The organism is Streptomyces sp. PR69, from assembly GCF_026420845.1.
Classification (GTDB): Bacteria; Actinomycetota; Actinomycetes; order Streptomycetales; family Streptomycetaceae; genus Streptomyces.
The window spans coordinates 59,632-83,923 of sequence record NZ_JAOWCB010000009.1 but is presented as its reverse complement, the minus strand read 5'-3'; the positions used below and the strand labels follow the sequence as shown (position 1 = coordinate 83,923).

Below are 24,292 nucleotides of genomic sequence, written 5' to 3'. Positions count from 1 at the left end.
CCGCTTCCCGCACCGCAAACATTCCCGCCAGTCGGTGACGCGACGTGACGAGAATCTCGCCCGCTGAAGCGCCAAGGGCTGGCCAGGACGGCGCACATAGGGCACGATCTGCGCAATGCCGAAAACCTACGGCTGCGTAACTTCGCCGGGAGAACACTCCTTCCCGGGGCATGATGAAAGGGTGTTCTCCTGATGGCAGAACTCGTCTACCGGCCGGTCATCGGCGCCGCACTGACGATGTTCAAGGCACTGGATCTGAAGATCGACACCCAGGGCTCCGAGCACATTCCGCGCACCGGCGGCGCGGTGCTGGTGAGCAACCACGTCAGCTATCTCGACTTCATCTTCACCGGCCTCGCCGCCCTTCCGCAGAAGCGGCTGGTGCGCTTCATGGCGAAGGACTCCGTCTTCCGGCACAAGATCTCCGGGCCGCTGATGCGCGGTATGAAGCACATCCCGGTGGACCGCGGACAGGGCGAGGCGGCCTATGCGCACGCGCTGGACTCGCTGCGCTCCGGCGAGGTCGTCGGGGTCTTCCCCGAGGCGACGATCTCGCAGTCTTTCACCCTGAAGTCGTTCAAGTCGGGTGCGGCCAGGCTGGCGCAGGAGGCCGGTGTGCCGCTGATCCCGATGGCGCTGTGGGGGACCCAGCGGCTGTGGACCAAGGGTCGCCCGCGCAATTTCAAGCGCAGCCACATCCCGGTGACGATACGGGTGGGCGAGCCGGTCGAGGCGCCGTCCGACCAGTACGCGGGGGCGATCACCCGCCGGCTGCGCGAGCGGGTGCAGGAGCTGCTGGAGGCCGCGCAGCGCGCCTATCCGGTGCTCCCGAAGGACGCGGGGGACACCTGGTGGCTTCCGGCGCATCTGGGCGGCACGGCCCCGGCGCCGGCCGCCGTACGGGACTGAGGGCGGGGCGCGGCCCGCTGAAAGCGCTGTGGTCCCCGCCCGGACGGGCGGGGACCACAGCGCTTTCAGCGGGCGGCCGCTCGGGCTCCAAGAGAGTCGCCGGGCGTCGCTCAGTGCGCCATCTCTTCCTTCAGCGCCTGGACGAAGGCGTCCACATCGTCCTCGGTCGTGTCGAACGAGCACATCCAGCGGACGTCGCCGGCCGCCTCGTCCCAGAAGTAGAAGCGGAATCGCTTCTGCAGACGCTCGCTCACGGCGTGCGGCAGCCGGGCGAAGACCGCGTTGGCCTGCACCGGGTAGAGGATCTCCACCCCGTCGACGGCCCGTACGCCGTCGGCGAGCCGCTGGGCCATCGTGTTGGCGTGGCGGGCGTTGCGCAGCCACAGATCGCGGGCGAGCAGCGCCTCCAGCTGCACCGAGACGAACCGCATCTTGGAGGCGAGCTGCATCGACAGCTTCCGCAGATGCTTCATCTGACGGACGGCGTCCGGGTTGAGCACCACGACGGCCTCGCCGAACAGCGCGCCGTTCTTGGTGCCTCCGAAGGTGAGGACGTCGACCCCGGCGGCGTTGGTGAACGCCCGCATCGGCACATCGAGCGAGGCCGCGGCGTTGGCTATCCGGGCGCCGTCGAGGTGCACCTTCATGCCGAGGCCGTGGGCGTGTTCGCAGATGGCCTTGATCTCGGCGGGCGTGTAGACGGTCCCCAGCTCGGTGTTCTGGGCGAGTGAGACGACCTGCGGCATGGCGCGGTGCTCGTCGTCGAAGCCCCACGCCTGCCGGTCGATCAGCTCGGGGGTGAGCTTGCCGTCGGGGGTGGGGACGGTGAGCAGCTTCAGTCCGCCCATCCGCTCGGGCGCGCCGCCCTCGTCGACGTTGACATGCGCGGACTCGGCGCAGATCACTGCGCCCCAGCGGTCGGTCAGCGCCTGCAGCGCCACGACGTTCGCGCCGGTGCCGTTGAAGACGGGGAACGCCTCGGCCGTGGGGCCGAAGTGGCTGTGCATCACGCGCTGGAGATGCCCGGTGTAGTCGTCCTCCCCGTAGGCGATCTGGTGGCCGCCGTTGGCGAGGGCGATGGCCGCCAGGATCTCGGGGTGCGCACCGGCGTAGTTGTCGCTGGCGAAGCCGCGTACTTCGGGGTCGTGGTGGCGTCGGGCGTCGGTCTTCACCGGTGTCCCGGCGCTCACCACGGTCACGGCTTGGGTGTCAGCCACAGGCGCTGTCCATTCACTTCCCCGGCGGGCCGGTCCCAGACTCCGGCGATGGCCTCGGCCAGCTCCTTGACGTCGGTGAAGCCCGCGAACTTCGCATTCGGGCGCTCGGCGCGCATGGCGTCGTGCACCAGTGCCTTGATGACCAGGATGGCAGCCGCGGCCTTGGGGCCGTCCTCGCCCCCTGCCTTGCGGAAGGAGTCGCCGAGCGCCAGCGTCCAGGCCTCGGCGGCGGCCTTGGAGGCGGCGTAGGCGGCGTTTCCGGCGGTCGGCTTGCTCGCCCCGGCGGCGCTGACCAGCACATAGCGGCCGCGGTCGCTGCGCAGCAGCGCGTCGTGGAAGGCGAGGGAGGTGTGCTGGACGGTGCGGATCAGCAGCTTCTCCAGCAGATTCCAGTCGGCCAGGTCGGTGTCGGCGAAGCCGGCGCTGCCCCGCCAGCCGCCGACGAGGTGGACCAGGCCGTCGATCCGGCCGAACTCCTTCTCGGTCTTGGCCGCCCATTCGCGGGCGGCGCCGAGGTCGAGCAGGTCGACGGTGTCTCCGGTGACGGTGGCGCCGCCATGCGCGTAACGGGCGGCGTCCACGGCCTCGGCGAGGCGTACGGGGTCGGCGTCGGAGCCGACGACCGTGGCGCCTGCCTCGGCGAGGCGCAGCAGGGTGGCCCGTCCGGCCGGTCCCGCCGCTCCGGCGACCGCGACGACGGCGCCCTCCAGGGGTCCGCCGTTGCCGTTTGCGTTCATGGACGTAGCCTCCTGGGTGCTGTGGGTACGCGAGCTCACGCGGCGGCCTGCCCGGCGCTCCGCGTCTCGCCTGCCGCCGTGGTCTGCGCCATGCGCTGCGTCGTGCTCTCTGCGGTGATGCCCTTCGTGGAGGCGATCACACCCTTGAGCTTTTTGGCCAGCGCCTCATAGAACATGCTGAGCGGAAACTCGTCCGGAAGCACGTCGTCCACGAGCTTGCGCGGCGGCTGGGTCAGATCGAGGGCGTCCGGGCCCTTGGCCCAGCGCGAGCCGGGGTGCGGGGCGAGATAGGAGGACACCAGCTCGTACGCGGCGAACCAGTGGACCAGCTTGGGGCGGTCGATGCCGTCGCGGTAGAGCTTCTCGATCTCCGCGCAGAGCTGGTTGGTGACCTGCGGGGCCCGCTCCCAGTCGATCTTGAGGGTGTTGTCGGTCCAGCGCACCACATCGTGCTTGTGGAGGTAAGCGAAGAGGAGCTGGCCGCCGAGGCCGTCGTAGTTGCGCACCCGGTCCCCGCTGACGGGGAAGCGGAACATCCGGTCGAAGAGGACCGCGTACTGCACATCGCGTCCGTGCTGGTTGCCCTCGGCCTCCAGCTTCACGGCCTCCTTGAAGGCGGTGAGGTCGCAGCGCAGCTCTTCCAGGCCGTACATCCAGAACGGCTGGCGCTGCTTGATCATGAACGGGTCGAAGGGCAGGTCGCCATGGCTGTGGGTGCGGTCGTGGACCATGTCCCACAGGACGAATGCCTGCTGGCAGCGCTCCTGGTCGCCGACCATCTCGCGGATGTCGTCGGGGAGCTCCAGGCCGAGGACGCGGACGGCCTCCTCGGTGACGCGGCGGAAGCGGGCGGCCTCGCGGTCGCAGAAGATGCCGCCCCAGCTGAACCGCTCGGGGGCCTCGCGGACGGCGATCGTCTCGGGGAAGAGAACGGCCGAGTTGGTGTCGTATCCGGCGGTGAAGTCCTCGAAGGTGATGCCGCAGAAGAGGGGGTTGTCATAGCGGGTGGCCTCCAGCTCGGCGAGCCAGTCGGGCCAGACCATGCGCAGCACGACCGCTTCGAGGTTGCGGTCCGGGTTGCCGTTCTGCGTGTACATGGGGAACAGCACCAGGTGCTGAAGGCCGTCCACGCGGTCGGCGGCGGGCTGGAAAGCGAGCAGCGAGTCGAGGAAGTCGGGCACGCCGAAGCCCTGGTCAGCCCATTTGCGCAGATCGGCGACCAGCGCGCGGTGGTAGGCGGCGTCGTGCGGGAGAAGCGGCGAGAGCTCCTCAACGCCCTTGATCACCTGCTCCAGCGCGGCGCGGGCGGCGGCGCGCTCGGGGGCTTCCTCGGCGGTGAAGTCGATCGATCCGTCCTTGGACTGCCACGGGCGGATCTGCTCGACGGCATTCTTGAGCGCCGGCCAGGCCGGGTGCTCGATCACCGGGTCGCCTTGGGGTGCGGCCCCGTGGGATACACCTCCGGCTGGGGTGTCCTGCACAAGAATTTCCGTCATGTCACTTCCTCCACGGGAGAACCTCGCGTCACCACACCGTATCCAGCACCGGATTCCCATACAAGAGGCCCCATGGAAAATACTCTCGTTCACACCCCCTTGTCGCCGCAGTTTTTCCTGCGAGCAACCCTGTCAACGCTCGCTTCTGCGAGACGACAGGGTTGCAGGGCATCGGGGGCGGGGGCGCGGCAAGGCGGGGCCCGCCATGCGTCGCGGACCGTTCGTCAAGGCATACGGGACGCGCCCACGGGAGAGTGACCGCGTACGGCACACCCCGTGCGGGACCGGGTTCACCGCCGGACGGGGCGGTTAGGCTCCGTGCTGCCGCGCGGCCGCCGGCGGTCGGCGGCCGTGGGAGCCGCCGTCGACGGAAGCGAGAGAATCTTGACTTTCCTCACCATCGGTCACCGCGGAGTCATGGGCGTCGAGCCGGAGAACACCCTGCGCTCGTTCGTCCGCGCCGAGCGGTCCGGCATGGACGCCATCGAACTCGATCTGCATCTCAGCAAGGACGGCGCGCTGGTCGTCATGCACGACGCCGACGTGGACCGCACGACGGACGGAAAGGGGCCCATCGCCGAGAAGACCCTCGCGGAGCTGCGGGAGCTGGACGCGGGCCAGGGCGAGCGCGTTCCGCTCTTCGAAGAGGTGCTGGACGCCGTGCGCTCCCCCCTCCAGGCGGAGATCAAGGATAGGGCGGCGGCCCAGGCGCTGGCGGAGGTGATGCTGCGCCGCGATCTCACCGACCGCATCGAGGTGTCGTCCTTCCACGACGACGCGGTCGCCGAGATCGCCCGGCTGGTGCCGGGCGTGCGCACGGTGCTGGTCGCCAGCCGCTGGGGCGCCGACATCGTGGACCGGGCGAAGGCGGTCGGCGCGGGCGCGCTCGCGCTGAACATCCGGCGGCTGACGCTGGAAACGGTCGAGCGCGCACGCGGCGAGAAGCTGCGGGTGATCGGCTGGGTGGTGAACACCCAGGATCATCTGCGGCTGGTGCGGGCCCTGGAGCTGGACGGCGCGACGACCGACTTCCCGGAGATCAGACGCACGGGCCGGTTCACGGCCTGATACGCCGGCCGTTCCGCGGCGGCTCGCCGGGGGCTTGCCGGGGGCTCAGCAGGGGTTCGCCGGGGGCGTCAGGGCGCGTCAGGGCAGTTCCTTGACCAGCAGCTCGAAAGCCAGGTCGGCACGCTGGGGTATGCCGAAGCGCTCGTCGCCGTACGGGAACGGGCTGAGCCGTCCCGTACGGCGGTAGCCGCGCCGCTCGTACCAGGCGATCAGCTCCTCGCGCACCGAGATCACGGTCATATGCATCTCGCGCACACCCCACTCCTCGCGCACCGTGCGCTCCGCCTCGGCGATGATCCGGCGGCCCAGGCCCGCCCCCTGGAGTTCGGGCCGGACCGCGAACATGCCGAAATAGGCGGCGTCACCACGGTGCTCCAGCTGGCAGCAGGCGATCAGCTCGCCGTCCCGCTCGACCGTCAGCAGCCGGCTGCCGGGCTTGGCGATCACCTCGCGCACACCCTCGGGGTCCGTCCGCTGGCCGTCGAGCAGATCCGCCTCGGTGGTCCAGCCGGCCCGGCTGGCGTCACCGCGGTACGCGGACTCGATCAGCGGCACAAGCGCCGGCACATCGGCCTCGACCGCATCGCGATAGGTGAGTTCGCCGGCACTCGAGGGCGGTGCGGTGTCCATACAGCTACTCTCCGTCGTCCGTGGTCGGTTGAGACGGTCTTGAGCCTAACCCCGCCGACGGGCTTACTGTTTGGACCATGGTTCATGTGCTGAGCAGCCGGACCCTGCTGCGTCCTGCGGACCCCGAGCGGTCCCGGCGGTTCTACGGGGAGCAGCTGGGGCTGCCGGTCTACCGGGAGTTCGGCACCGGCCCGGAGCGGGGCACGGTCTACTTCCTCGGCGGCGGTTTCCTGGAGGTGTCCGGGCGGCTGCCGGCCGCGGAAGATCCGCGGGCCTCACCCGCTGTGCAGCTGTGGCTCCAGGTCGAGGACGCGGCGGCGGCCCATGAGGAGCTGACGGCGGCGGGCGTGACGGTGCTGCGCGAGCCGGTGCGGGAGCCATGGGGGCTGATCGAGATGTGGATCGCCGACCCCGACGGCCATCGCATCGCCGTGGTCGAGGTTCCCGCAGACCATCCGCTGCGCTACCGCCCCTGAGAGACGGCCGGCGGGGGCCCGCGCGGCTGGCGGGCGCGCGGCTCGGTCGGCGTACGGGCCGGTGTGCTGGGTGCGGTACGGGGTCGGTACGGGGTGCCGCGCGGTCGCCGCGCATATCGCGGCACCGGCGGAGGGTGGCCTTCCGCTGGGGCCGGGGCGGAGATGGGCTCGATTCGCAGCCCCGCGCCCCCTTCGCACGCCTGTGCGCTCGCGTAGGCCGCCTCCAGACGGGCATCGACTCCTCGACACGGTCGAAGGGGGGAGGTGCACCGTGCATGGACCGGCGGCGGTCGGCTGGCTGCTCATGGCGCTGTGCGGCGCGACGGGCGGGTACTGCCTGCTGCGGATGCGCCGCTGCGCGGGCACGGCACGCAAGGCGGCCGGCAGCGAGGCGCTGATGAGCATCGGCATGGCCGCGATGGCGGTGCCGACCGCGGTGTTCACCCCGCCGGAGTGGACCTGGGCGGTGTACGCGCTGGTGTTTGGCGCGGTCGCACTGCCGACCCTGCGTACCGCGCTGCGCAGCGCACACCATCTGCACCATCTCGTCGGCTCGCTGGCCATGGTCTATATGGCCGCGGTGCACCCGGCGAGCCCGTCCGGGCACGGCGCTCATACCGTCGGAAGCCATCCGGCCGGAGGCGCGCCGCTGCTGACCGGGGTGCTGCTCGTCTACTACACGGTCTATGTGCTGCGCGCCGGCCCACGGCTGATACCCGTGCCCGCGGCGGCGGGCGCGGCGACGCCGCCCTCGGCGGCCTGGGCGGCGCGCCCGGAGCTGGCACTGGCCTGCCAGGTGTCGATGGGGCTGGCGATGCTGGCGATGCTTCTCGCTCTGTGAGACGCGGCCTCTCGGAGTGCAAACCGTGGCGTGCGTCACTTGAAGCGCGCGGCCATACCCCCGGGTAGGCGTGCGCTCATAGGGTGGGCGGCATGGTGGTCTCCCTTGCGCTGCTCTCGCTCGGCGCGCTGGTCGCCGTCGTCGCCCCGCGCCTGCTGGCCAGGGCCGAATGGGCGGAGCGCGAGCCGGTGGTGGCGCTGTGGGTGTGGCAGTGCGCCGTGGCCGCCGTGCTGCTGTCCTTCGCCCTGTCGATGACGTTCAGCGCAGCCGCCGCCTGGCAGCTCGTGCGAGGCCAGGTCTTCGCCCCCGCCCCGCACGCTGTCGTCGAGGCCTATGCCCTCGCCGCCCATGAGCCATGGTCCGCGCTGCTGGCGGTCGCCCTGGCCTGCGGCGGCCTGTGGACGGCGGCGATGCTGGCGCGGGAGATCCGCCGGGCGCGGCTTCGGCGCAGGGGGCGGCGTGCGGAGCTGCTGGCGCGCTCGCCGCTGCTGCCGGGGGAGAAACCGGGCGGGGAGCCGCTGGTCGTGCTGGAGGGCGAACGGCCGGACGCCTGGTGGCTGCCGGGCGCCACGCCCCAACTCGTCGTCACCACAGCGGCGCTGCGCCGCCTGAAGGGCCGTCAGCTCGATGCGGTGCTGGCACATGAGCAGGGCCACGCACGCGCGCGGCACGACTGGCTGCTGCACTGCTCCGGGGCGCTGGCCGCCGGGTTTCCGCAGGTGCCCGTGTTCGCGGCGTTCCGGGACGAGATGCACCGGCTGGTGGAACTGGCCGCCGACGACGTGGCGTCGCGGCGCTTCGGCCGGCTCACGATCGCGCTGGCGCTGGTCGAACTCAACGAGGACCGGGGGGTGTTCGGACCCTGCCCGACGCCCGAGGCGCAGCTGCCGCAGCGGGTGAACCGGCTGCTCGCCCCCACTCCGCGGCTCACCGCGGGCCGCCGGCTGAGGCTGACGGCCGCGGCCGCGCTGGTGCCGGTGGTGCCGCTGCTGGTGGCGTTCGCGCCGGGCCTGCGGGCGCTCGGCCAGAGCGTTCTCTTCCCATAACTGGGGGCTCCGCCCCCAGACCCCGTTCCCCGAGGGCTCCGCCCCCGGACCCCCGCGCCTCAATCGCCGGCGGGGCTGGATGTGCTGGCTCCCGCGCCTCAAACTCCCCCAGATTCCTCCCCACAGACTCCGTCCGGGGGTGCCCCCAGGGGGACCCCCACGGAGGTACCCCCAGGCGGGGCTGACTGTGCGCTGCCAACGTCGGCGGTGCGGGGGTTTGGCGCAGCCAAGTCAAGCCCGTTGGGGGCGCCTCCCGGACCGGGTCTGGGGGAGTTTGAGGACACGGCCTTCAGGCCGCACGGGGGTCTGGGGGCGGAGCCCCCAGTTTCGGGAAGTGGGGGTCCCCCACGCCCCCAGGGCGTAGGGGGAGGGTGGGGGCAAGACCGCCGGGCGCGGCCTGGCGGCGCGACGTGGGAGCGGGGAGGATCTCCGCATGCACCTGCTGCATCCGGAGGCCCGTCCCGTCACCGCGGCCACCGCAGCCCGCGGCCCGTATCTCGCGGTGTGCGCCGCCGCAGCGGCCGCGCTGACGGTGCTGGTGGCCGTCGACTGGGCCCCGCTGGTCTCCTTCGACCGGGCGGTGGCCGGGGCACTGCACCGGTCGGCGGTCGCCGAGCCCGGCTTCACCCGGCTGAACAGGGTGCTGTCGGACTGGGTGTGGGACCCGTGGACGATGCGTGCGCTGACCCTCGCCGCGGCCGTCTGGCTGTGGGCGCGCCGCGAGCGCCTGCTGGCCGGGTGGTTCGCGGCGACGAGCGCGCTGGGCACGGCCGTCCAGCAGAGCCTGAAGTCGGCGGTCGGCCGGGAGCGCCCACGCTGGGCGGACCCCGTCGACTCGGCCGAGTACGCCGCTTTCCCCTCCGGTCATGCGATGTCCGCGGCGGTCGCCTGCGGGCTGCTGGTGTGGCTGCTGCGCCGGGAGGGCGTGCGGGGGCGGCCGTGGGTGTGGTGTGCGGCGGCCGCTGCCGTGTCGGTGGCCGGGGTGGGCTTCACCCGGCTGTATCTGGGCGTGCACTGGCCCTCGGACGTGGTGGCCGGCTGGCTGCTGGGGGCGCTGCTGGCCGGGCTGGCCGCCGTCTCGTATGCCTGGGCCGGACGCGCCTTGACCCGTTTGCGGCGGGCGGGGCCGACCGGCGAGGATCCGGGGCCATGACGATCAAGGGTGTGCTCTTCGACTTCTCCGGGACGCTGTTCCGCGTCGAGTCGGCGACCGACTGGCTCCGCGCGGCGCTCGACGCCCGCGGGCAGCGGCTCGACGCGGCGGAACTCACCCGGTGCGCCCAGGGGCTCGAAGCGGCGGGGGCGCTGCCCGGCGGCTCGTCTCCGCAGCGGATGCCCGATGAGCTGTCCGAGCTGTGGCGCACGCGCGATATGAGCGGGGAGCGCCACCGGGCGGCGTACACGGGTCTCGCCCGCCAGGTGGAGCTGCCCGACGAGGGGCTGTACGACGCCCTGTACGACCGGCATATGTCACCGGACGCCTGGAGCCCCTATCCGGACGCGGCCGGGGTGCTCGGCGCGCTGCGCGAACACGGGCTCGCAGTGGCGGTCGTCAGCAACATCGGCTGGGATCTGCGGCCGGTCTTCCGCGCCCATGGGCTGGACCCGCTGGTGGACGCCTATGTCCTGTCGTATGAGCACGGTGTCCAGAAGCCGGACGCCCGGCTGTTCGGCACGGCCTGCGAGGCGCTCGGCCTGAATCCGCGGGAGGTGCTGATGGTCGGCGACGACCGCAGGGCGGACGGCGGGGCAGCCGCGCTGGGCAGCGCCGTGCACTTCGTGGATCATCTGCCGGTTCACCGGCGGCCCGAGGGCCTGCTCCCGGTGCTGGACCGCGCCGGGCTCGCCCGGCCGTCGCCAGGGTCGGCCGCTCCCCGCTGAGCAGCACAGAGCCGTCGGACCGGACGGCCAGAGAGAGAATGAAGGCAGGGCAAAGCCGCCCGAACCGGACGATCCCCCGCGTCGCCCGGTTCAGGCGGCATCCCCGCTGCCCGAGCCATGGCACCGGTACAGCAGCCGCGCTGAGTATATTGGCTCGGAGCCAGTCAACGCAGGAGTCAAGCATGTCCCCGCGGAGCCCATCGGTCAATGAAGAGCTCCGCCGTCGTTCCCGGGAGCGACTGCTCCAGGCGACGGTCGATCTGGTCGGCGAGCGCGGTTACGAGGCGACGACGCTGGGCGACATCGCCGATCGGGCGGGCGCGGCACGCGGGCTGGTGTCGTACTACTTCCCGGGCAAGCGCCAGCTGCTGCAGTCGGCGGTGCACCGGCTGATGCATCTGACCCTGGAGGCGGCGCTGGAGCGGGAGCCTCGCTCCGAGGACGGCCGGGAGCGGCTGGCGCGGGCGATCGACGCGATCCTGGGGCTCGCCGTCGACCGGCCGCTGCTGATGCGCACCCATATGTCCGGGGTGCTCCAGGCCGAGGGCTTCGTGCAGTGCCCGGAGCAGCAGCGGCTGGCGTTCCTGCTGCGTGACACCGTCGAGCGGTACGGCTCACGGGACGTCGACGCGGACTATCCGATGCTGCGTGCCCTGCTCATGGGCGCGGTGTTCGCGGTGCTGCTCCCGGGGGCGCCGATGCCCCGGGAGCGGCTGCGCGCCGAGCTGTTCCAGCGGTACGGGCTGGACTGGGAGCTGGGTGTCCCGCCGGGCGAGAGGCCGCCCAGCGAGACGGCGGCGGAGGCGGTGCGCCGCTGAGATCCTGCGCCACTGAGATCCTGCGCGGCTGAGATCCTGCGCCGCTGAGGGTGGCTCAGCCCCGGAAGGGGAAGAAGTCGCGGAAGTAGTCGGGCTGGGTCTGGACGTTCAGCTCGTCCATCCGCAGCCGCTTCGCCCAGTCCGTGCGCCGGTCGTCGATCCGCAGCACATCGAGGCCCTTGGCGATGTCGTTCGAGTAGATATGGCCGTTGTAGTAGTACGCCGACCAGGAGCCGCCGCCGCGCAGGGTGTCCGCGCTGAGCGGGCCGCGTTCGAAGTAGGCGATCTCCTTGGGCCGCCGGGAGTCGGTGAACTCCCATACCGAGACGCCGCCCTGATACCAGGCCTGGACCATGATGTCGCGGCCGGGGACCGGGATCAGCGAGCCGTTGTGGGCCACGCAGTTCTCGGTGTCGGCCTGATGCCTGGGGATCTTGAAGTAGCTGCGGAAGACCAGTTTGCGCTTGGCCCCCCGGCCGACGATGTCATAGACGCCGTCCGCGCCGCGGTCCGGACCGACCTCGGCGTTGCAGGTGGCCGCTCCGCCGCCGCCCAGCTCATCGGTGAAAACGACCTTGTCCGCCCGCTGGTTGAAGGTGGCGGAGTGCCAGAAGGCGAAGTTGACGTTGTCCTGGACGCGGTCGATGACGCGGGGGCGTTCCGGGTTTCTGATGTCGAACAGGATGCCGTCGCCCATGCAGGCTCCGGCGGCCAGCTTCTTGGCGGGCAGCACGGTGATGTCATGGCAGCCGGTGGTCTTGGCCACGCCGGGGTTGGTCGGTCCGCCCGGGTTGCCGCCGCCGTCCGGGCCGTCGCCGGGGAACAGCACCGGGAAGGCCACGACCCTGGCCCGCTCGGGCGCCGTGCGCGGCACCCTGATGACGGAGATCCCGTCGTGCGGCGGCTGGCAGTCGGGGAAGGCGGCGTTGGGAGAGTACGAGGAGACGTACACGTAGACGTTGCGCCGCTCGGGCACCAGGGTGTGGGTGTGCGAGCCGCAGGCGGTCTCGACCGAGGCGATATAGCGGGGGCTGCGCTTGTCGCTGATGTCGAAGATCTTGATGCCCTCCCAGGAGGACTTTTCCGTCGCGGGCTGCGTGGTGCTGTTGCAGGAGTCGTCGCTGCGCGAGGAGTCGGTGGACAGGAAGAGCAGCTCGCCGGAGACGGAGACGTCGTTCTGCGAACCGGGGCACAGGACCTGTGCGACGGTCCGGGGCGACTTCGGATCGCTGATGTCGAAGATCCGGAAGCCGTCGTAGTTCCCGGCGTAGGCGTATCGCCCTTGGAAGGCGAGGTCCGAGTTGGTGCCCTTCAGCGCGTCTTTGGGGATGGCGGCCAGGTGCTCGATGTTGTCGCTGTGGACCACCTCGTCCACATCGGGTATCTCCCCCGCGGCGATGGCGGCGCGGGTGTCGGCCGCCTGCTGCGCGGTGATGTCCTGCTGGACGGGTGAGTCTCCGGGGTCGGGGGTGGCGGCCGCGGGTCCGGCTGTCAGCAGGGCGGCGAGGAGACCGGCGGCGGCTGTCGCCACGCCCAGTCGTCTGCGCCGTACGCGGGTGGTGTGCAACGGGGTCACTGCGTCCTCCCTCGGTCCGTTCGCGGTGGAACGGTTCACGGACCCCGGCAGTATCGTCCCCTGCATGGACATATCAACAGTGGGCAATGGAGACGTCGTGCGGACGCCCTGAGAGCAGCCGTCCGCAAGCGCGCAGCACGACCCCCAACCACCACAAGTGCCCCAGGAGGTCCGCGTGTTGAACCGCCGCAGAACGCATGTATCCCGCCCGCGCCTCGCCCCCCTCGCCCCGCCCGCGGCCGCCGCGCTGCTCGCCTCGGCCCTGCTCGCCCTCACCGGCTGCGATGCGGAGCCAAGCGCTCCCGCCGAGGCCAAGGGGACTGCGGGCCCGTCCGTGGTGGCGCCGGGCAAGCCCGGTGAGCCGGCCAGGACGCTGTCCCCCGAGGAGGCCGCGAAGGCCACCCCCGACGACAGTCCCAACGCGGCGGACTTCAGCTATACGCGCATGATGATCGTCCACCATGCCCAGGCGCTGACCATGACCGGCCTGGTCCCGGAGCGTGCCGCGTCCGCGCAGGTCAAGAGGGTGGCGAAGCGGATCGCCGCCGCCCAGAAGCCGGAGATCGGCGCGATGGAAGCATGGCTGAAACACAACGGCGGGGACCAGCAGCCGGACTCTGGCCATGGCCATGACCACGGCCTGATGCCGGGCATGGCGACCGAGGCGCAGCTTGAGCAGCTGCGCGCGGCCCGCGGCAAGGCCTTCGACGAGCTGTTTCTGAAGCTGATGATCACTCATCACCAGGGGGCGGTCACCATGGCCGCCGAGGTGCTCTCGGAGGGGAACAACGTCCTGATCGAGGAGATGGCGGCCGATGTGATCGCCCAGCAGACGAGCGAGATCAACCGGATGCGCGCCATGTGACAAACCAGAGGGACGTGACGGCGGTGGCGCGCCGGGCGGCCGGGACACTCCCCAGCGCCGTCGCGCGGTGCGATGCTGGAAACCCCACCCCGTGGGAAGGAGCGCCCCTCGTGCTTCGCGTCGCCGTCGTCGGATCGGGCCCCAGCGGGGTCTACACCGCCCAGGCTCTCGTACAGCAGTCGGCGGTCCCGGATGTGCACGTCCATGTGCTGGACCGGCTGCCGTGCCCGTACGGCCTGGTGCGGTACGGGGTCGCGCCCGACCACGAGAAGATCAAGTCGCTGCAGAACAACCTCAGGACCGTACTGGAGCACGAGCGGATCGACTTCGTCGGCAATGTCGAGGCGGGCGCGGGCGGGCTCGGCCCCGAGCGGCTGCTGGAGCTCTACCACGCGGTCGTGTACTGCGTCGGGGCGGCGCGGGACCGGCGGCTCGGCGTGCCGGGGGAGGATCTGCCCGGCAGCCACTCGGCCACCGACTTCGTCTCCTGGTACAGCGCGCACCCGGACGCCGCGGGCGGCGCCTTCGGCCTGGACGTGCGGTCGGCCGTGGTGATCGGCGTGGGCAATGTGGCGGTCGACGTGGCCCGCATCCTGGCGCGCGAGGCGGGAGAGCTGCAGGGCACGGACATGCCGCACCCGGCACTTGACGCCCTGGCCGGCAGCCGGGTGCGCGAGGTGCACATGGTGGGCAGACGCGGCCCCTCGCAGGCGAAGTTCACCACCAAGGAGCTGCGGGAGCTGGGCGCGCTGCCCTCGGCCGCGGTGGCCGTCGACCCGGCGGAGCTGGCGCTGGATCCCGCGTACGCCGATCCGTCCGGGGAGGCGTGCGCCGCGCTCCCGGCGGTGAACCGCCGCAACCTCGGCGTCGTACGGGGCTGGGCGCAGGCGCAGGCCGCGCGGCGGGAGGAGACCGCGCGGGACCGCCGGATACGGCTGCGCTTCTTCCTGCGCCCGGTCGAGCTGCTGGAGGGGGACGGGCGGGTCAGGGCCGTACGGTTCGAGCGCACCGAGCCGGACGGGGCGGGCGGGGTGCGCGGCACGGGGGTATACGAGGAGATCGAGGCGCAGCTGGTGCTGCGGGCGGTGGGCTACCGGGGGACGCCACTGCCCGGACTGCCGTTCGACGAGCGGCGCGGGACGGTGCCGCACACGGCCGGACGGGTGCTGCGGGACGGGACGCCCTCGCCCGGGGAGTACGTGGCCGGGTGGATCAAGCGCGGGCCGACCGGTGTGATCGGCACCAACCGGCCGTGCGCGAAGGAGACCGCGGCGTCCCTGCTCGCGGATGCGCCGGAGCTGGCGCGCCGGGCGGTGGCGGACGATCCGCTCGCCCGGCTGAGGTCGTGGGGCTGCTGTCCGGTGCTGTGGCCGGGCTGGCTTGCGATCGAGTCGGCGGAGGCGGCGCTCGGGGCGGCGCTGGGCCGGCATATCGTCAAGATCCCCGACTGGCCGGGCCTGTTGCAGGCGGCGACGGCGCGCTAGGGCCCCTCCCGGCAGGCTGTGCCCTGGCGCGCGCCGGCCTGCACGCACTCCCCTGGGCCTTGCGGGCCCGGGAGGCGCCCCTGCGCCGCGTGGCCGAGAGCCCAAGCAGCTCCGCTACGAGGACTTCCGGCCGCCTTGCGATGGCACGCACCGGACGACGCTCCTTTGCGGGCCAGCATTGCCGGTCGCGGCACTAGGTCGCGTCGTCAGAGTTCCGTCTGCCGGGCGGCGTCTGGTGCGCGCTCCCTCTGGGCCCTGCGGGCCCGGGAGGCGCCCCTGCGCCGCGTTGTCGTCAGTCGCCAATGCCCCCATGGACTCTCTCCCAGCCTTCGGCCGGGGGCGCACCCGGCGCCAGACGCCTTCCGGGCGGACGACGCCACTTCGACGACACCCCCTGGCGGGCGCGGGGCAGACGGCCGGACGATGGCCCGTCGGCGGGGGTCCGTCAACCGTCCGCGGTCCGCCGCCCGGCGGTCCGTCCGCCGCGCGGGGGCCCTCCGCCGTCCGGTGCCGGTCAGACGGCGAGCCGGGTCTCCTCCTTGCCGGCCGCCTTGAGGACGGCGTCCAGCAGCCCCGGGAAGAGCGCGTCCAGATCGTCCCGGCGCAGGGCGTTCAGCTTCGCCGTACCCCGGTAGAACTGCCGGATCACCCCGCTCTCCCTGAGCACCCGGAAGTGGTGCGTGGTCGTGGACTTGGTGACGGGCAGCTCGAAGTACGAGCAGGACAGCTCGGATTCGGCCGAGGCCAGTTCGCAGACGACGCGCAGTCGCATGGGGTCCGCGAGCGCGTGCAGCACGCCCTCCAGGCGGATCGCCGCGGGCTCGGGGTGTTCGAGCACCCGGCTGCCGCCGGTCTCACGGGTCATATGGCTCCACTCCTGTCCACTCCCGCCCATGCCTCGATGCGGCCTTCGGCGCTCGACGCCTCCATCGTACGAGAGTCACCGTAGTACGACGGAGGTCGCATCGGGTCACTGCCGCTCACCGCAGGCTGCCGCTCACTGCTGGCGGAGGTTCTCAGACCGAGCGGTGGTACTGGGCGGGCACATGGACCTCGCCGCCCAGCTCACGGGCCGCCTGCCGGGCCCAGGAGGGGTTGCGCAGCAGCTCACGTCCCAGCAGCACGGCGTCCGCCTCGCCATTGGCGACGATCTTCTCCGCCTGCTCCGGCTCGGTGATCAGCCCGACCGCGGCGACCGGCAGGCCGGTCTCTTCCCGCACGCGGGCCGCGAAGGGCACCTGATAGCCGGGACCCGTGGGGATGCGCACCCGCGGCGCGTTGCCGCCGCTCGACACATCGAGCAGATCAACGCCGTGTTCCCGGAGCAGCGCCGCGAAGCGCACGGTGTCTTCGGGCGTCCAGCCCGCCTCTTCGAGCCAGTCGGTGGCGGAGATCCGGAAGAACAGCGGCAGCTCGTCGGGCCAGACGTCGCGGACGGCGTCCACCACCTCCAGGGCGAAGCGGGTGCGGTTCTCAAAAGAGCCGCCGTAGGCGTCCGTACGGTGATTGCTGTACGGAGAGAGAAACTCCCCGATCAGATATCCGTGCGCGCCATGGATCTCGGCGACCTCGAACCCGGCGTCCAGAGCACGGCGGGCCGCCTCCGCGAAGTCTTCGACCACCCCGGCCAGCTGGGCTTCGGTCAGCTCCTCGGGCACCGGGTGGCCGTCGTCGAAGGGCAGCGGGCTGGGGCCGACGGGCCGCCAGCCGTGCTCGTCGGGGCCGACGGGCGCGCCGCCCTGCCAGGGGAGTCCGGTGGACGCCTTGCGCCCCGCGTGGGCGAGCTGGATGCCGGGGACGGCGCCCTGGCCCTTGAGGAAGCGGGTGATCCGGCGCAGCGTCGCGACCTGCGTGTCGTTCCAGATGCCGAGGTCTCCGGGGCTGATCCGGCCCTCGGGGCTGACGGCGGTGGCCTCCAGCAGGATCAGCCCGGCGCCGCCGGTGGCGCGGGCGGCGTAGTGGGCGAAGTGCCAGTCGTTCGCCACTCCCGTGTCCGACCCCGACATCGCGGCGCTGTACTGGCACATGGGGGCCATCCAGACGCGATTGGGGACGGTCAGCGAACGCAGCGCGTAAGGCTCGAACAGGGCGCTCATGGGGACTCCGTTTCACGGGCGGGGCCGGGGTTCACGGGCGGGGCCGGGCGGCCCCTTGTACGAGAAGAACCGTACTACGAATCTCATCAAATTACGAGAGTCATCGTACAAAGGCCCCGGGAGGCCGTTCGGAAGCTCCGGAAGCCCGGACGCGCGGTGCCGATGAGTTTCCTGATGCGCGGAAGTCATCCGTGTTGTACTCCGTACTGAGGAGGCACTCCGCGCCTAGGGAGGCACTCCGTGCTGCTCAAGAACAAGAGGTGTCGGCGATGACCGATGTTCTTCTGACCGTAGGCACCCGCAAGGGACTCTTCATCGGCCGCAGAAGGGCCGGCACATGGGAGTTCGAGGGGCCGCACTTCAATGCGCAGGCGATCTACTCCATCGGCATCGACACCCGCAGAGCCGCCCCGCGCCTCCTCGTCGGCGGCGACAGCTCCCACTGGGGCCCTTCGGTGTTCCACTCCGACGACCTCGGCAGGACCTGGACCGAGCCCGCACGGCCCGCGGTGAAATTCCCCCAGGACACCGGGGCCTCCCTGGAACGGGTCTGGCAGCTCCATCCCGCCGGGCTCGACACCCCGGACGTGGTGTACGCGGGCACGGAGCCGGCCGCCCTGTTCCGCTCCGCGGACGGCGGCGAGACCTTCGAGCTGGTCCGCCCCCTGTGGGAGCACCCGACCCGCTCGAAGTGGGTGCCGGGCGGCGGCGGGGAAGCCGTGCACACCGTCGTCACCGACCCGCGCGACCCGGACGCGGTCACCGTCGCCGTGTCGACCGCCGGAGTCTTCCGCACCCGCGACGGCGGAGCCAGCTGGGACCCGTCCAACCAGGGCGTCTCCGCGGTCTTCCTGCCCGACCCGCACCCGGAGTTCGGACAGTGCGTCCACAAGATCGCCCAGGACGCCGGCAATCCGGACCGGCTGTATCTGCAGAACCACTGGGGCGTCTACCGCAGCGACGACGCCGGCGCGAGCTGGACCGACATCGGCGCGGGCCTGCCCTCCGACTTCGGCTTCGCCATGGCCGCCCATCCGCACCGCCCCGACACCGCCTATGTCTTCCCGATCAACGCCGACGCCGACCGGGTGCCCGCGGGACGGCGCTGCCGCGTCTACCGCACCCAGGACGCGGGCGCGAGCTGGGAGCCGCTCACCGCGGGGCTGCCCGAGGGCGAGCACTTCGGCACGGTGCTGCGCGACGCGCTGCGGACCGACGACGCCGACCCGGCGGGCGTCTACTTCGGCAACCGCAACGGCGAGCTGTACGCCAGCGCCGACGACGGGGACAGCTGGCAGCAGCTCGCCCGGCATCTGCCCGATGTGCTCTGCGTGCGGGCGGCGGCCCTGAGCTGACGGCGACCCCGACGGCCCCGGCGACGGTCCCGGCAGCGGTGGACGCGGCCGAGACCGACCGGCTCAAGTTGAAATCTCCCGCCGCTCGACCAGTAGAGTGACGCTCCGTGGCAGCACGACCGTTGAGAGAAATCGTCGAGCCGGGCTGGGCCGAGGCCCTCGCGCCGGCGGCCGAACGCATCGCCGCGATGGGCGACTTCCTGCGCGGGGAGATCGCCGCGGGGCGCACCTATCTGCCATCCGGGCCGAATGTGCTGCGCGCCTTTCAGCAGCCGTTCGACGAGGTCCGGGTGCTGATCGTCGGCCAGGACCCGTATCCCACGCCCGGTCACGCGGTGGGGCTGAGCTTCTCGGTGGCGCCCGAGGTGCGGCCGCTTCCCGGCAGCCTGGAGAACATCTTCCGGGAGATGCACACGGACCTGGGCCTGCCCCGCCCCGCCAACGGCGACCTCACCCCCTGGACCCGGCAGGGCGTGCTGCTGCTCAACCGGGCGCTGACGACCGCGCCCCGCAGGCCCGCCGCCCACCGGGGCAAGGGCTGGGAGGAGGTCACCGAGCAGGCCATCCGGGCGCTCGTCGCCCGCGGCAAGCCCCTGGTGTCGGTGCTGTGGGGACGCGACGCGCGCAATCTGCGGCCACTGCTCGGCGAGTTCCCCGCCGTGGAGTCCGCGCACCCCTCCCCCATGTCCGCGGACCGCGGCTTCTTCGGCTCACGCCCCTTCAGCCGCGCCAACGACCTGCTGGTGCGGCAGGGGGCGCAGCCCGTGGACTGGCGACTGCCATGACCTGGGTGCTCGGCGTCGACTCCGGCGGCTCGGGGCTGCGCGCCGCGCTGGCCCCGGCCGACGACGTCACCCGCGCCGTAACGGCCGTATCGGATGAACCGGTGCGCACCGGTCCGGACGGCGCCGACGCCGGGCATCTGCTGCGGCTGCTGCTGCCGATGGTCCGCTCCCTGCTGCTCCGCGCCGGAGACGGCGCCATCGCGTCGGCCGTGCTCGGCGCGGCCGGGATGGCCTCGCTCGGCGGGCCGTTGCGCGCCAGGCTGCCCGACGCCCTGAGCGCGGAGCTGGGGGTACGGAGTACGGCGCTGGCGGCCGACGGGGTCACCGCCTACGCCGGAGCGCTCGGCCAGCGGCCGGGGGCGGTCGTCGCGGCCGGCACCGGAATGATCGCCCTGGGCACGGATCTGTACGCCTGGCGGCGCGCCGACGGCTGGGGCCATCTGCTGGGCGACGCGGGCGGCGGCGCCTGGATCGGACGGGCCGGTCTTGAGGCGGCGCTGCGCGCCCACGACGGGCGGCGCGGCGGCTCGGCGGCGCTGCTCGCACGGGCCGAGGCGGCGTTCGGCCCGGCCGAGGAGCTGCCGGAGCGCCTCTATCCACGGCCTGACCGGCCCGCTGTCCTGGCGTCGTTCGCCCCTGAGGTCGCCGCGTGCGCGGATGACGACCCTGTGGCGGCCGCCATTCTCACCGCCGCCGCACGCCATATCGCGGACACCGCCGCGGCCGTGTGCCCACCGCCAGCCCGGGGCGGAGGGGCGACCCGGGGTGGGCCGTCGGGTGAGGGCGTCGAAATCGCCCTCACCGGGGGGCTGTTCAAGCTGGGCGAAGCGCTGCTCGCGCCGCTGCGGCGCGAGCTCGCCGCGCAACTGCCCCATGCCCGGCTGACGTCCACGGCCGGGGATCCGCTCAGCGGGGCGCTGCTGCTGGCGTCCGCCCTGCACTCCGGCGATCTGCGGCTGCCGCCGCATCCGACGCTGCTGTATCTGCCGGGGGCTGCGGCGACGGCCAGTTGACCGCACGTACACCCGGCGGACACCGAACGCGCCCCCGGACGAAGCCCGCGGCAGGATCCATCGGGCATATTCGGACAGATGTCATGGGGTTGGCCCCTCCCCGAACAGCCGCACCGGCAAAACCAGTAGCATGCGGCCGCATGAGCTCCCCCACTGGGCCCGCATCCGGCCTGCCTGTACGAATGCCGCGACCCCGCCAGCCCGGTCGGCACCGCCGGCCGGAGCCCGTGACGGCTCCCGAGGGCGCGCCCGCGCTGATCCTGGCCGTGCCCGGCACTCCCGAGCCCGGCACGCGCAGCCTGGCCGAAGAGGTCATAAGCATCGCTCGGTCCGAGCTTCCCGGTCTTGAGGCGGCCATCGGCTACCTCGACGGCGACGACGCCGAACACGCTGAATACCCCGCCCTCGCCGCCGTTCTCGCGCACACGGCGCGGCGGCGCACCGAGCGGTTTGAGATCGCCAGGGCCGCCGGCCGTGAGGTCGCCGAGCCCGAGGGCCCCGCGGCGGTCGTGGTGCCGCTGCTGGTCGGCCCCGATGCGTCGCTGACCGGCCGGATCCGTCAGGCCGTCGCGGACAGCGGCGCGAGTGCGGAGCTGACCGATGTGCTGGGCCCGCACCCGCTGCTGGCCGAGGGCCTGCACGTCCGCCTCTCCGAGGCGTCGCTGGCGCGCGCCGACCGCGCCAGGCTGTTCACCGTGGCCACCGCTGCTGACGGCATCATCCTGGCGACGGTCGGCGGTGAAGAGGCCGTCCAGGCCGCCGGCATCACGGGAATGCTGCTCGCCGCCCGGCTCGCCGTGCCGGTGATCGCCGCGGGTCTGGACCAGGAGGGCGCGGTCACCGCCGTCGCCGAGCAGCTGCGCGGCGCGGGTTCCGTGCAGCTGGCGCTGGCCCCCTGTCTGGTCGGCCCGGAGCTGCCCGAGGGGCTGTTGGACTCCGCCGCCAAGGAGGCGGGCTGCCCGGCGTCCGAGGCTTTGGGCGCCTATCCGGCGATCGGCAAGCTGGTGCTGTCGCAGTACGCGACCACGCTGGGCATAGCCCCGCAGCAGCCGCAGGGCGCGCCCGCTCGCTGAAACCGCTCAAACCCCGTACCGCACTTCACCGCAGGGCCCGCACCCGCCGATCACCCGGCGGGTGCGGGCCCTGCGGCCTGCCCGGACGGGGCCGGTCAGACGAAGGTCACACAGGACGCGGCGGGAGCGGCGAACGACCCCGCCCGCCGCGGGATTCCGCCGTCCGCGTCGATGTCGACGTCGAACCAGGTGACGTCCCCGGAGCGCTCGTTGGCCGCATACAGCCTGCGGCCCGCCGGGTCGAGTGCCAGATCACGCGGCCAGCGGCCGCCGCAGCCCACGACGGCCGTCAGCTCGGGCCGCTCCGGGCCCGCGTCGAGCGAGAGGACGGAGATGACGTCGGGGCCGCGGACCGCGGCCCACAGCCGGCGGCCGTCGGGCGAGGCGACGGCCTCGGAGGGGTAGGCGGGCCCGGTGAGGCCGTCCGGGACGAGCGGATGCTCGCCCACCGCCTTCAGCAGACCGCCGGCCGCGTCCCAGCGGCAAACGGTGACGACGGGATTCAGCTCGCCGACGACGTAGACGTGTGTGCCCGCCGGGTGGAAGACGAGATGGCGGGGCCCGACGCCGGGCCGCAGGGCGGTCTCGGCATGCGGGGTGAGCGTGCTGGTCAGCGCGTCCAGGGCGTGGACGTACACCCGGTCCGTGCCGAGGTCCACGGCGAGCACCCAGCGCCCGGTGGGGTCGGCGACCGCCTGGTGGGCGTGCGGGCCGGCCTGCCGGTCCGGGTCGGGGCCGCTGCCGTGGTGGCGCAGCACCGCGCCGACCGGCTCGGGCGCGCCGTCCGCCCCGATGGGCAGCACGCTCACGCTGCCGGAACCGTAGTTGGCGGTCACCAGCCGGTCCGCGGCGAGCGCGAGGTGTGTGGGGCCCGCGCCGCGCACCGGCATGCGCCGCCCGATCGGCCGTGGCACGGGCCCGGTGACGTCGAAGGCGGCGACCGCGCCGTCCTCCGTCTCGGAGACCGCGTAGAGCACGGTGCCGCCGAAGGCCGCACCCGCCGCGAGATACGAGGGGTCGGCGACGGCGTCGCTCACCCCCGTCTCCGTGAGCGCGCCGGTGTCCGGGTCCACGGCTGCGGCGATGACGCCCCGGCCCCCGGCCGAGGTGAACGACCCGATGAACGCCCGTACGGCAGATGCCCGGACGGTGTTCGCCCCTGCGGGGCTGGTGCGGCCCATTGCTTCCCCTCTCCGCCTGCTGATGCGCTGCCGACGCTAGCAGGCGGTCTAGACCAAAGCAGGGGGTGTTGAGAAGGTGTCAGCTTCTCAGGCCGCGGGCGCGAGCGGGGCGCGCGGTGAGGTGCGCAGCGGAGTGGACAGCTCCGTGAGCGCCCTCTCCAGTCCGTGCAGATGGCTCAGGGCCGCCTCGGCGCCGGGGTGGTGCGGCGGCAGCGCCGGCGCCCCGGCCGTACGCGTGGCAAACGAGCGGGCCCCGGAGGGCACCAGCGCGTGCACCGCCTCCTCGACGCGGTGGCAGGCGGCGGCCAGCCGGGCGTCATGCGAGGCGTCGGGGTCGCCGGCCACCTGGACCAGACCGCGGACCTCTCGGGCGCAGTCGTCGAGCAGCGCGATCACCTGACGGGCGCGGGCCTTGCGGGCGCGCAGCGGGCTGAGCGGGTGGACGAGCGGGGCGAGCGCCAGCCGTACCCGGCCCAGCAGCAGCTCCAGCTCGGCGGCCAGCGGCGCGGGGTCGGCCTGCTCGTCTCCGGCCAGCCGGCGGGCGGCCGCCGCGGTGCAGCCGTGGACGCAGCTCAGGGCCCGCTCGATCCAGGCGTTCGTGGCGGCATGGGTGGTGACGGGCAGCACCAGCGCCACGCCGAGGGCCGCGCCGAGCGCGCCGACGGCGGTCTCCTCGAAGCGCAGCAGAAGCAGACCGGGGTGCAGCACGCCCAGCAGACCGTACAGCAGGCCCGCCATCACGGTGACGAAGAACATCATCCAGCTGTACGAGGGCGCGGCGGTGTAGAAGATGCCGAAGACGCAGACCGCGACGAGCGCGGCGGTCGGCGCGGGCGCTCCGCCGAGGGGGATGGCGATCAGCAGTCCGGCCGCGATGCCGACGACGGTGCCGACGACCCGGCGGAAGCCGCGGACGAGCGTCTCGCCGCGCGAGGCGGTGTTGACGAAGATCCACCATGCGGTGCCGACGGCCCAGTACCAGCGTTCGTCGGAGATCAGCTGTCCTGCGGCGATGGCGAAACCGCATGCGGCGGTGGCCTGGAATGCCTGCCGGGTGGTCGGGCGGGCCAGCCCGGTCCCCGGCAGCGGGGCGGGCGGTGCGGGCGGCGGGGTACGGCGCTCGATGGGCCACAGTCCGAAGCGGACCGCGGAGGAGGCCGCAAGCGCCAGCGCCCCGGCGCCGTACAGCTCGGGCAGCTGGGCCGGCACGGCGTGCAGAAACTGCGTGACGAAGAACATCATGAACGCGAAGATGCCCAGCGCATGCCCGCGCGGCCCCCAGCGCCTGGCGTACACGCCGCAGAACACCACCGCGAGCCAGACGGCGGCGCGCAGCAGCGGCTGTCCGTGCAGGACGGTCGCCAGCGCCAGCACGGGGAAGCCGGCCAGCGGCAGCAGGGCCGTGGTGACCGCCTGGCGGCGCACGGTGGCGTCGGTGACCGTGAACAGGGCGAGCAGGGCGGCCAGGCCGCCGGTGATGGAGGCGACCAGCGACAGCCCGGCGAGTTCCGCGGCGGCGACGGAGAGGCCGACGCCCAGCACGGCGCGCGTGGAGGTGCGCAGCCGCAGCCGCCCCGGGTCGGGGGCGGTGAACATCCGCTTCACGCCCATGCTCACCTTCTTCGCGCCCTTCGCTTCGATCACCTTGATCACGTGGCCGTCCCGCCCCCTGTCCTCGCGACATCCCTCTGAGACACGGCAAAGGCGCCGCGGGACCGGTACGGCCTCCTCGCCGTCCGGCGCTG

23 protein-coding genes are annotated in these 24,292 nt (G+C 72.7%); 14 read left to right on the top strand and 9 right to left on the bottom strand.

Annotated features, from left to right (window positions below; all coding sequences use genetic code 11):
• The first annotated feature begins 192 nt into the window (after positions 1-192).
• Positions 193-909 carry a lysophospholipid acyltransferase family protein gene (locus tag OF819_RS11570; RefSeq protein ID WP_267243357.1) on the top strand — a complete coding sequence of 239 codons (717 nt, stop codon included), beginning with the start codon at positions 193-195 and terminating at the stop codon, positions 907-909.
• Between the two features lie 110 nt (positions 910-1,019).
• Here OF819_RS11570 and OF819_RS11565 read toward each other — a convergent pair whose 3' ends face one another.
• From OF819_RS11565 to OF819_RS11555, 3 genes are read right to left on the bottom strand one after another with little or no spacing between them, the layout of a single operon-like run.
• Entirely contained in the window at positions 1,020-2,081 is a 1,062-nt protein-coding gene (locus tag OF819_RS11565) for a threonine aldolase family protein (protein ID WP_267243483.1), read from the bottom strand.
• A 23-nt stretch (positions 2,082-2,104) separates the two neighbouring features.
• Complete coding sequence (locus tag OF819_RS11560) at positions 2,105-2,863, bottom strand: SDR family NAD(P)-dependent oxidoreductase (protein ID WP_267243356.1); 759 nt, start codon at positions 2,861-2,863, stop codon at positions 2,105-2,107.
• Positions 2,864-2,898: 35 nt separating this feature from the next.
• Positions 2,899-4,359 carry a DUF6421 family protein gene (locus OF819_RS11555; RefSeq protein ID WP_267243355.1) on the bottom strand — a complete coding sequence of 487 codons (1,461 nt, stop codon included), beginning with the start codon at positions 4,357-4,359 and terminating at the stop codon, positions 2,899-2,901.
• 384 nt (positions 4,360-4,743) lie between these two features.
• Between OF819_RS11555 and OF819_RS11550 the strand changes: the two genes are divergently transcribed.
• Entirely contained in the window at positions 4,744-5,427 is a 684-nt protein-coding gene (locus OF819_RS11550) for a glycerophosphodiester phosphodiesterase (RefSeq protein ID WP_267243354.1), read from the top strand.
• Between the two features lie 78 nt (positions 5,428-5,505).
• Here the strand turns inward: OF819_RS11550 and OF819_RS11545 are convergent, their stop codons facing one another.
• Complete coding sequence (locus tag OF819_RS11545) at positions 5,506-6,057, bottom strand: GNAT family N-acetyltransferase (RefSeq protein ID WP_267243353.1); 552 nt, start codon at positions 6,055-6,057, stop codon at positions 5,506-5,508.
• A gap of 77 nt (positions 6,058-6,134) precedes the next feature.
• Between OF819_RS11545 and OF819_RS11540 the strand changes: the two genes are divergently transcribed.
• The 6 genes from OF819_RS11540 (at position 6,135) to OF819_RS11515 (ending at position 11,119) form a co-directional block, all read left to right on the top strand.
• Positions 6,135-6,533 (top strand): VOC family protein, encoded by a 399-nt coding sequence (locus OF819_RS11540; RefSeq protein ID WP_267243352.1) that lies wholly within the window; start codon positions 6,135-6,137, stop codon positions 6,531-6,533.
• Between the two features lie 271 nt (positions 6,534-6,804).
• Positions 6,805-7,374 (top strand): DUF5134 domain-containing protein, encoded by a 570-nt coding sequence (locus tag OF819_RS11535; RefSeq protein ID WP_267243351.1) that lies wholly within the window; start codon positions 6,805-6,807, stop codon positions 7,372-7,374.
• A gap of 92 nt (positions 7,375-7,466) precedes the next feature.
• Positions 7,467-8,420 carry a M56 family metallopeptidase gene (locus OF819_RS11530; RefSeq protein WP_267243350.1) on the top strand — a complete coding sequence of 318 codons (954 nt, stop codon included), beginning with the start codon at positions 7,467-7,469 and terminating at the stop codon, positions 8,418-8,420.
• Between the two features lie 433 nt (positions 8,421-8,853).
• Positions 8,854-9,573: a phosphatase PAP2 family protein gene (locus tag OF819_RS11525; RefSeq protein WP_267243349.1), complete on the top strand. Its 720-nt coding sequence runs from the start codon at positions 8,854-8,856 to the stop codon at positions 9,571-9,573.
• Positions 9,570-10,301 (top strand): HAD family hydrolase, encoded by a 732-nt coding sequence (locus OF819_RS11520; RefSeq protein WP_267243348.1) that lies wholly within the window; start codon positions 9,570-9,572, stop codon positions 10,299-10,301. The genes OF819_RS11525 and OF819_RS11520 overlap by 4 nt, the downstream gene beginning before the upstream one ends.
• 182 nt (positions 10,302-10,483) lie before the next feature.
• The gene (locus OF819_RS11515; RefSeq protein ID WP_267243347.1) at positions 10,484-11,119 is read left to right on the top strand and encodes a TetR/AcrR family transcriptional regulator; all 636 of its coding nucleotides are present in this window, start codon (positions 10,484-10,486) and stop codon (positions 11,117-11,119) included.
• Positions 11,120-11,174: 55 nt separating this feature from the next.
• On the opposite strand, the gene OF819_RS11510 is transcribed toward OF819_RS11515, so the two are convergent.
• Positions 11,175-12,695: an LVIVD repeat-containing protein gene (locus OF819_RS11510; protein WP_267243346.1), complete on the bottom strand. Its 1,521-nt coding sequence runs from the start codon at positions 12,693-12,695 to the stop codon at positions 11,175-11,177.
• A 178-nt stretch (positions 12,696-12,873) separates the two neighbouring features.
• Between OF819_RS11510 and OF819_RS11505 the strand changes: the two genes are divergently transcribed.
• Together OF819_RS11505 and OF819_RS11500 are read left to right on the top strand one after the other, a co-directional pair.
• Positions 12,874-13,560: a DUF305 domain-containing protein gene (locus tag OF819_RS11505; protein WP_416370509.1), complete on the top strand. Its 687-nt coding sequence runs from the start codon at positions 12,874-12,876 to the stop codon at positions 13,558-13,560.
• 110 nt (positions 13,561-13,670) lie between these two features.
• Positions 13,671-15,044, top strand: coding sequence for an FAD-dependent oxidoreductase (locus tag OF819_RS11500; RefSeq protein WP_267243345.1), 1,374 nt, complete (start codon positions 13,671-13,673; stop codon positions 15,042-15,044).
• Positions 15,045-15,558: 514 nt separating this feature from the next.
• On the opposite strand, the gene OF819_RS11495 is transcribed toward OF819_RS11500, so the two are convergent.
• Positions 15,559-15,909: an ArsR/SmtB family transcription factor gene (locus OF819_RS11495; RefSeq protein WP_267243344.1), complete on the bottom strand. Its 351-nt coding sequence runs from the start codon at positions 15,907-15,909 to the stop codon at positions 15,559-15,561.
• 151 nt (positions 15,910-16,060) lie between these two features.
• On the bottom strand, positions 16,061-17,140 hold the full coding sequence (locus OF819_RS11490; protein ID WP_267243343.1) for an NADH:flavin oxidoreductase/NADH oxidase: 1,080 nt from the start codon (positions 17,138-17,140) through the stop codon (positions 16,061-16,063).
• Between the two features lie 269 nt (positions 17,141-17,409).
• Here OF819_RS11490 and OF819_RS11485 point away from each other — a divergent pair, with 269 nt between their 5' ends.
• The 4 genes from OF819_RS11485 to OF819_RS11470 all read left to right on the top strand — a co-directional run bounded on the left by OF819_RS11485 (position 17,410) and on the right by OF819_RS11470 (position 21,366).
• The gene (locus OF819_RS11485; RefSeq protein WP_267243342.1) at positions 17,410-18,495 is read left to right on the top strand and encodes a WD40/YVTN/BNR-like repeat-containing protein; all 1,086 of its coding nucleotides are present in this window, start codon (positions 17,410-17,412) and stop codon (positions 18,493-18,495) included.
• A gap of 107 nt (positions 18,496-18,602) precedes the next feature.
• Entirely contained in the window at positions 18,603-19,280 is a 678-nt protein-coding gene (locus tag OF819_RS11480) for a uracil-DNA glycosylase (RefSeq protein WP_267243341.1), read from the top strand.
• Positions 19,277-20,293 (top strand): N-acetylglucosamine kinase, encoded by a 1,017-nt coding sequence (locus OF819_RS11475; protein ID WP_267243340.1) that lies wholly within the window; start codon positions 19,277-19,279, stop codon positions 20,291-20,293. The genes OF819_RS11480 and OF819_RS11475 overlap by 4 nt, the downstream gene beginning before the upstream one ends.
• Positions 20,294-20,433: 140 nt before the next feature.
• Entirely contained in the window at positions 20,434-21,366 is a 933-nt protein-coding gene (locus tag OF819_RS11470) for a sirohydrochlorin chelatase (protein WP_267243339.1), read from the top strand.
• Positions 21,367-21,461: 95 nt separating this feature from the next.
• On the opposite strand, the gene OF819_RS11465 is transcribed toward OF819_RS11470, so the two are convergent.
• Together OF819_RS11465 and OF819_RS11460 are read right to left on the bottom strand one after the other, a co-directional pair.
• Complete coding sequence (locus OF819_RS11465; protein WP_267243338.1) at positions 21,462-22,547, bottom strand: lactonase family protein; 1,086 nt, start codon at positions 22,545-22,547, stop codon at positions 21,462-21,464.
• 87 nt (positions 22,548-22,634) lie between these two features.
• Positions 22,635-24,143, bottom strand: a complete 1,509-nt coding sequence (locus OF819_RS11460; RefSeq protein WP_267243481.1) for an FUSC family protein — start codon at positions 24,141-24,143, stop codon at positions 22,635-22,637.
• Positions 24,144-24,292: the final 149 nt, after the last annotated feature.

Excerpts from the sequence above, each read along its gene's own strand:
- OF819_RS11570 (WP_267243357.1), top strand. The coding sequence starts at position 193 with ATGGCAGAACTCGTCTACCGGCCGGTCATCGGCGCCGCACTGACGATG.
- OF819_RS11560 (WP_267243356.1), bottom strand. The coding sequence starts at position 2,863 with ATGAACGCAAACGGCAACGGCGGACCCCTGGAGGGCGCCGTCGTCGCG.
- OF819_RS11555 (WP_267243355.1), bottom strand. The coding sequence starts at position 4,359 with ATGACGGAAATTCTTGTGCAGGACACCCCAGCCGGAGGTGTATCCCAC.
- OF819_RS11545 (WP_267243353.1), bottom strand. The coding sequence starts at position 6,057 with ATGGACACCGCACCGCCCTCGAGTGCCGGCGAACTCACCTATCGCGAT.
- OF819_RS11540 (WP_267243352.1), top strand. The coding sequence starts at position 6,135 with ATGGTTCATGTGCTGAGCAGCCGGACCCTGCTGCGTCCTGCGGACCCC.
- OF819_RS11530 (WP_267243350.1), top strand. The coding sequence starts at position 7,467 with ATGGTGGTCTCCCTTGCGCTGCTCTCGCTCGGCGCGCTGGTCGCCGTC.
- OF819_RS11525 (WP_267243349.1), top strand. The coding sequence starts at position 8,854 with ATGCACCTGCTGCATCCGGAGGCCCGTCCCGTCACCGCGGCCACCGCA.
- OF819_RS11520 (WP_267243348.1), top strand. The coding sequence starts at position 9,570 with ATGACGATCAAGGGTGTGCTCTTCGACTTCTCCGGGACGCTGTTCCGC.
- OF819_RS11515 (WP_267243347.1), top strand. The coding sequence starts at position 10,484 with ATGTCCCCGCGGAGCCCATCGGTCAATGAAGAGCTCCGCCGTCGTTCC.
- OF819_RS11495 (WP_267243344.1), bottom strand. The coding sequence starts at position 15,909 with ATGACCCGTGAGACCGGCGGCAGCCGGGTGCTCGAACACCCCGAGCCC.
- OF819_RS11490 (WP_267243343.1), bottom strand. The coding sequence starts at position 17,140 with ATGAGCGCCCTGTTCGAGCCTTACGCGCTGCGTTCGCTGACCGTCCCC.
- OF819_RS11485 (WP_267243342.1), top strand. The coding sequence starts at position 17,410 with ATGACCGATGTTCTTCTGACCGTAGGCACCCGCAAGGGACTCTTCATC.
- OF819_RS11475 (WP_267243340.1), top strand. The coding sequence starts at position 19,277 with ATGACCTGGGTGCTCGGCGTCGACTCCGGCGGCTCGGGGCTGCGCGCC.
- OF819_RS11470 (WP_267243339.1), top strand. The coding sequence starts at position 20,434 with ATGAGCTCCCCCACTGGGCCCGCATCCGGCCTGCCTGTACGAATGCCG.
- OF819_RS11465 (WP_267243338.1), bottom strand. The coding sequence starts at position 22,547 with ATGGGCCGCACCAGCCCCGCAGGGGCGAACACCGTCCGGGCATCTGCC.
- OF819_RS11460 (WP_267243481.1), bottom strand. The coding sequence starts at position 24,143 with ATGTTCACCGCCCCCGACCCGGGGCGGCTGCGGCTGCGCACCTCCACG.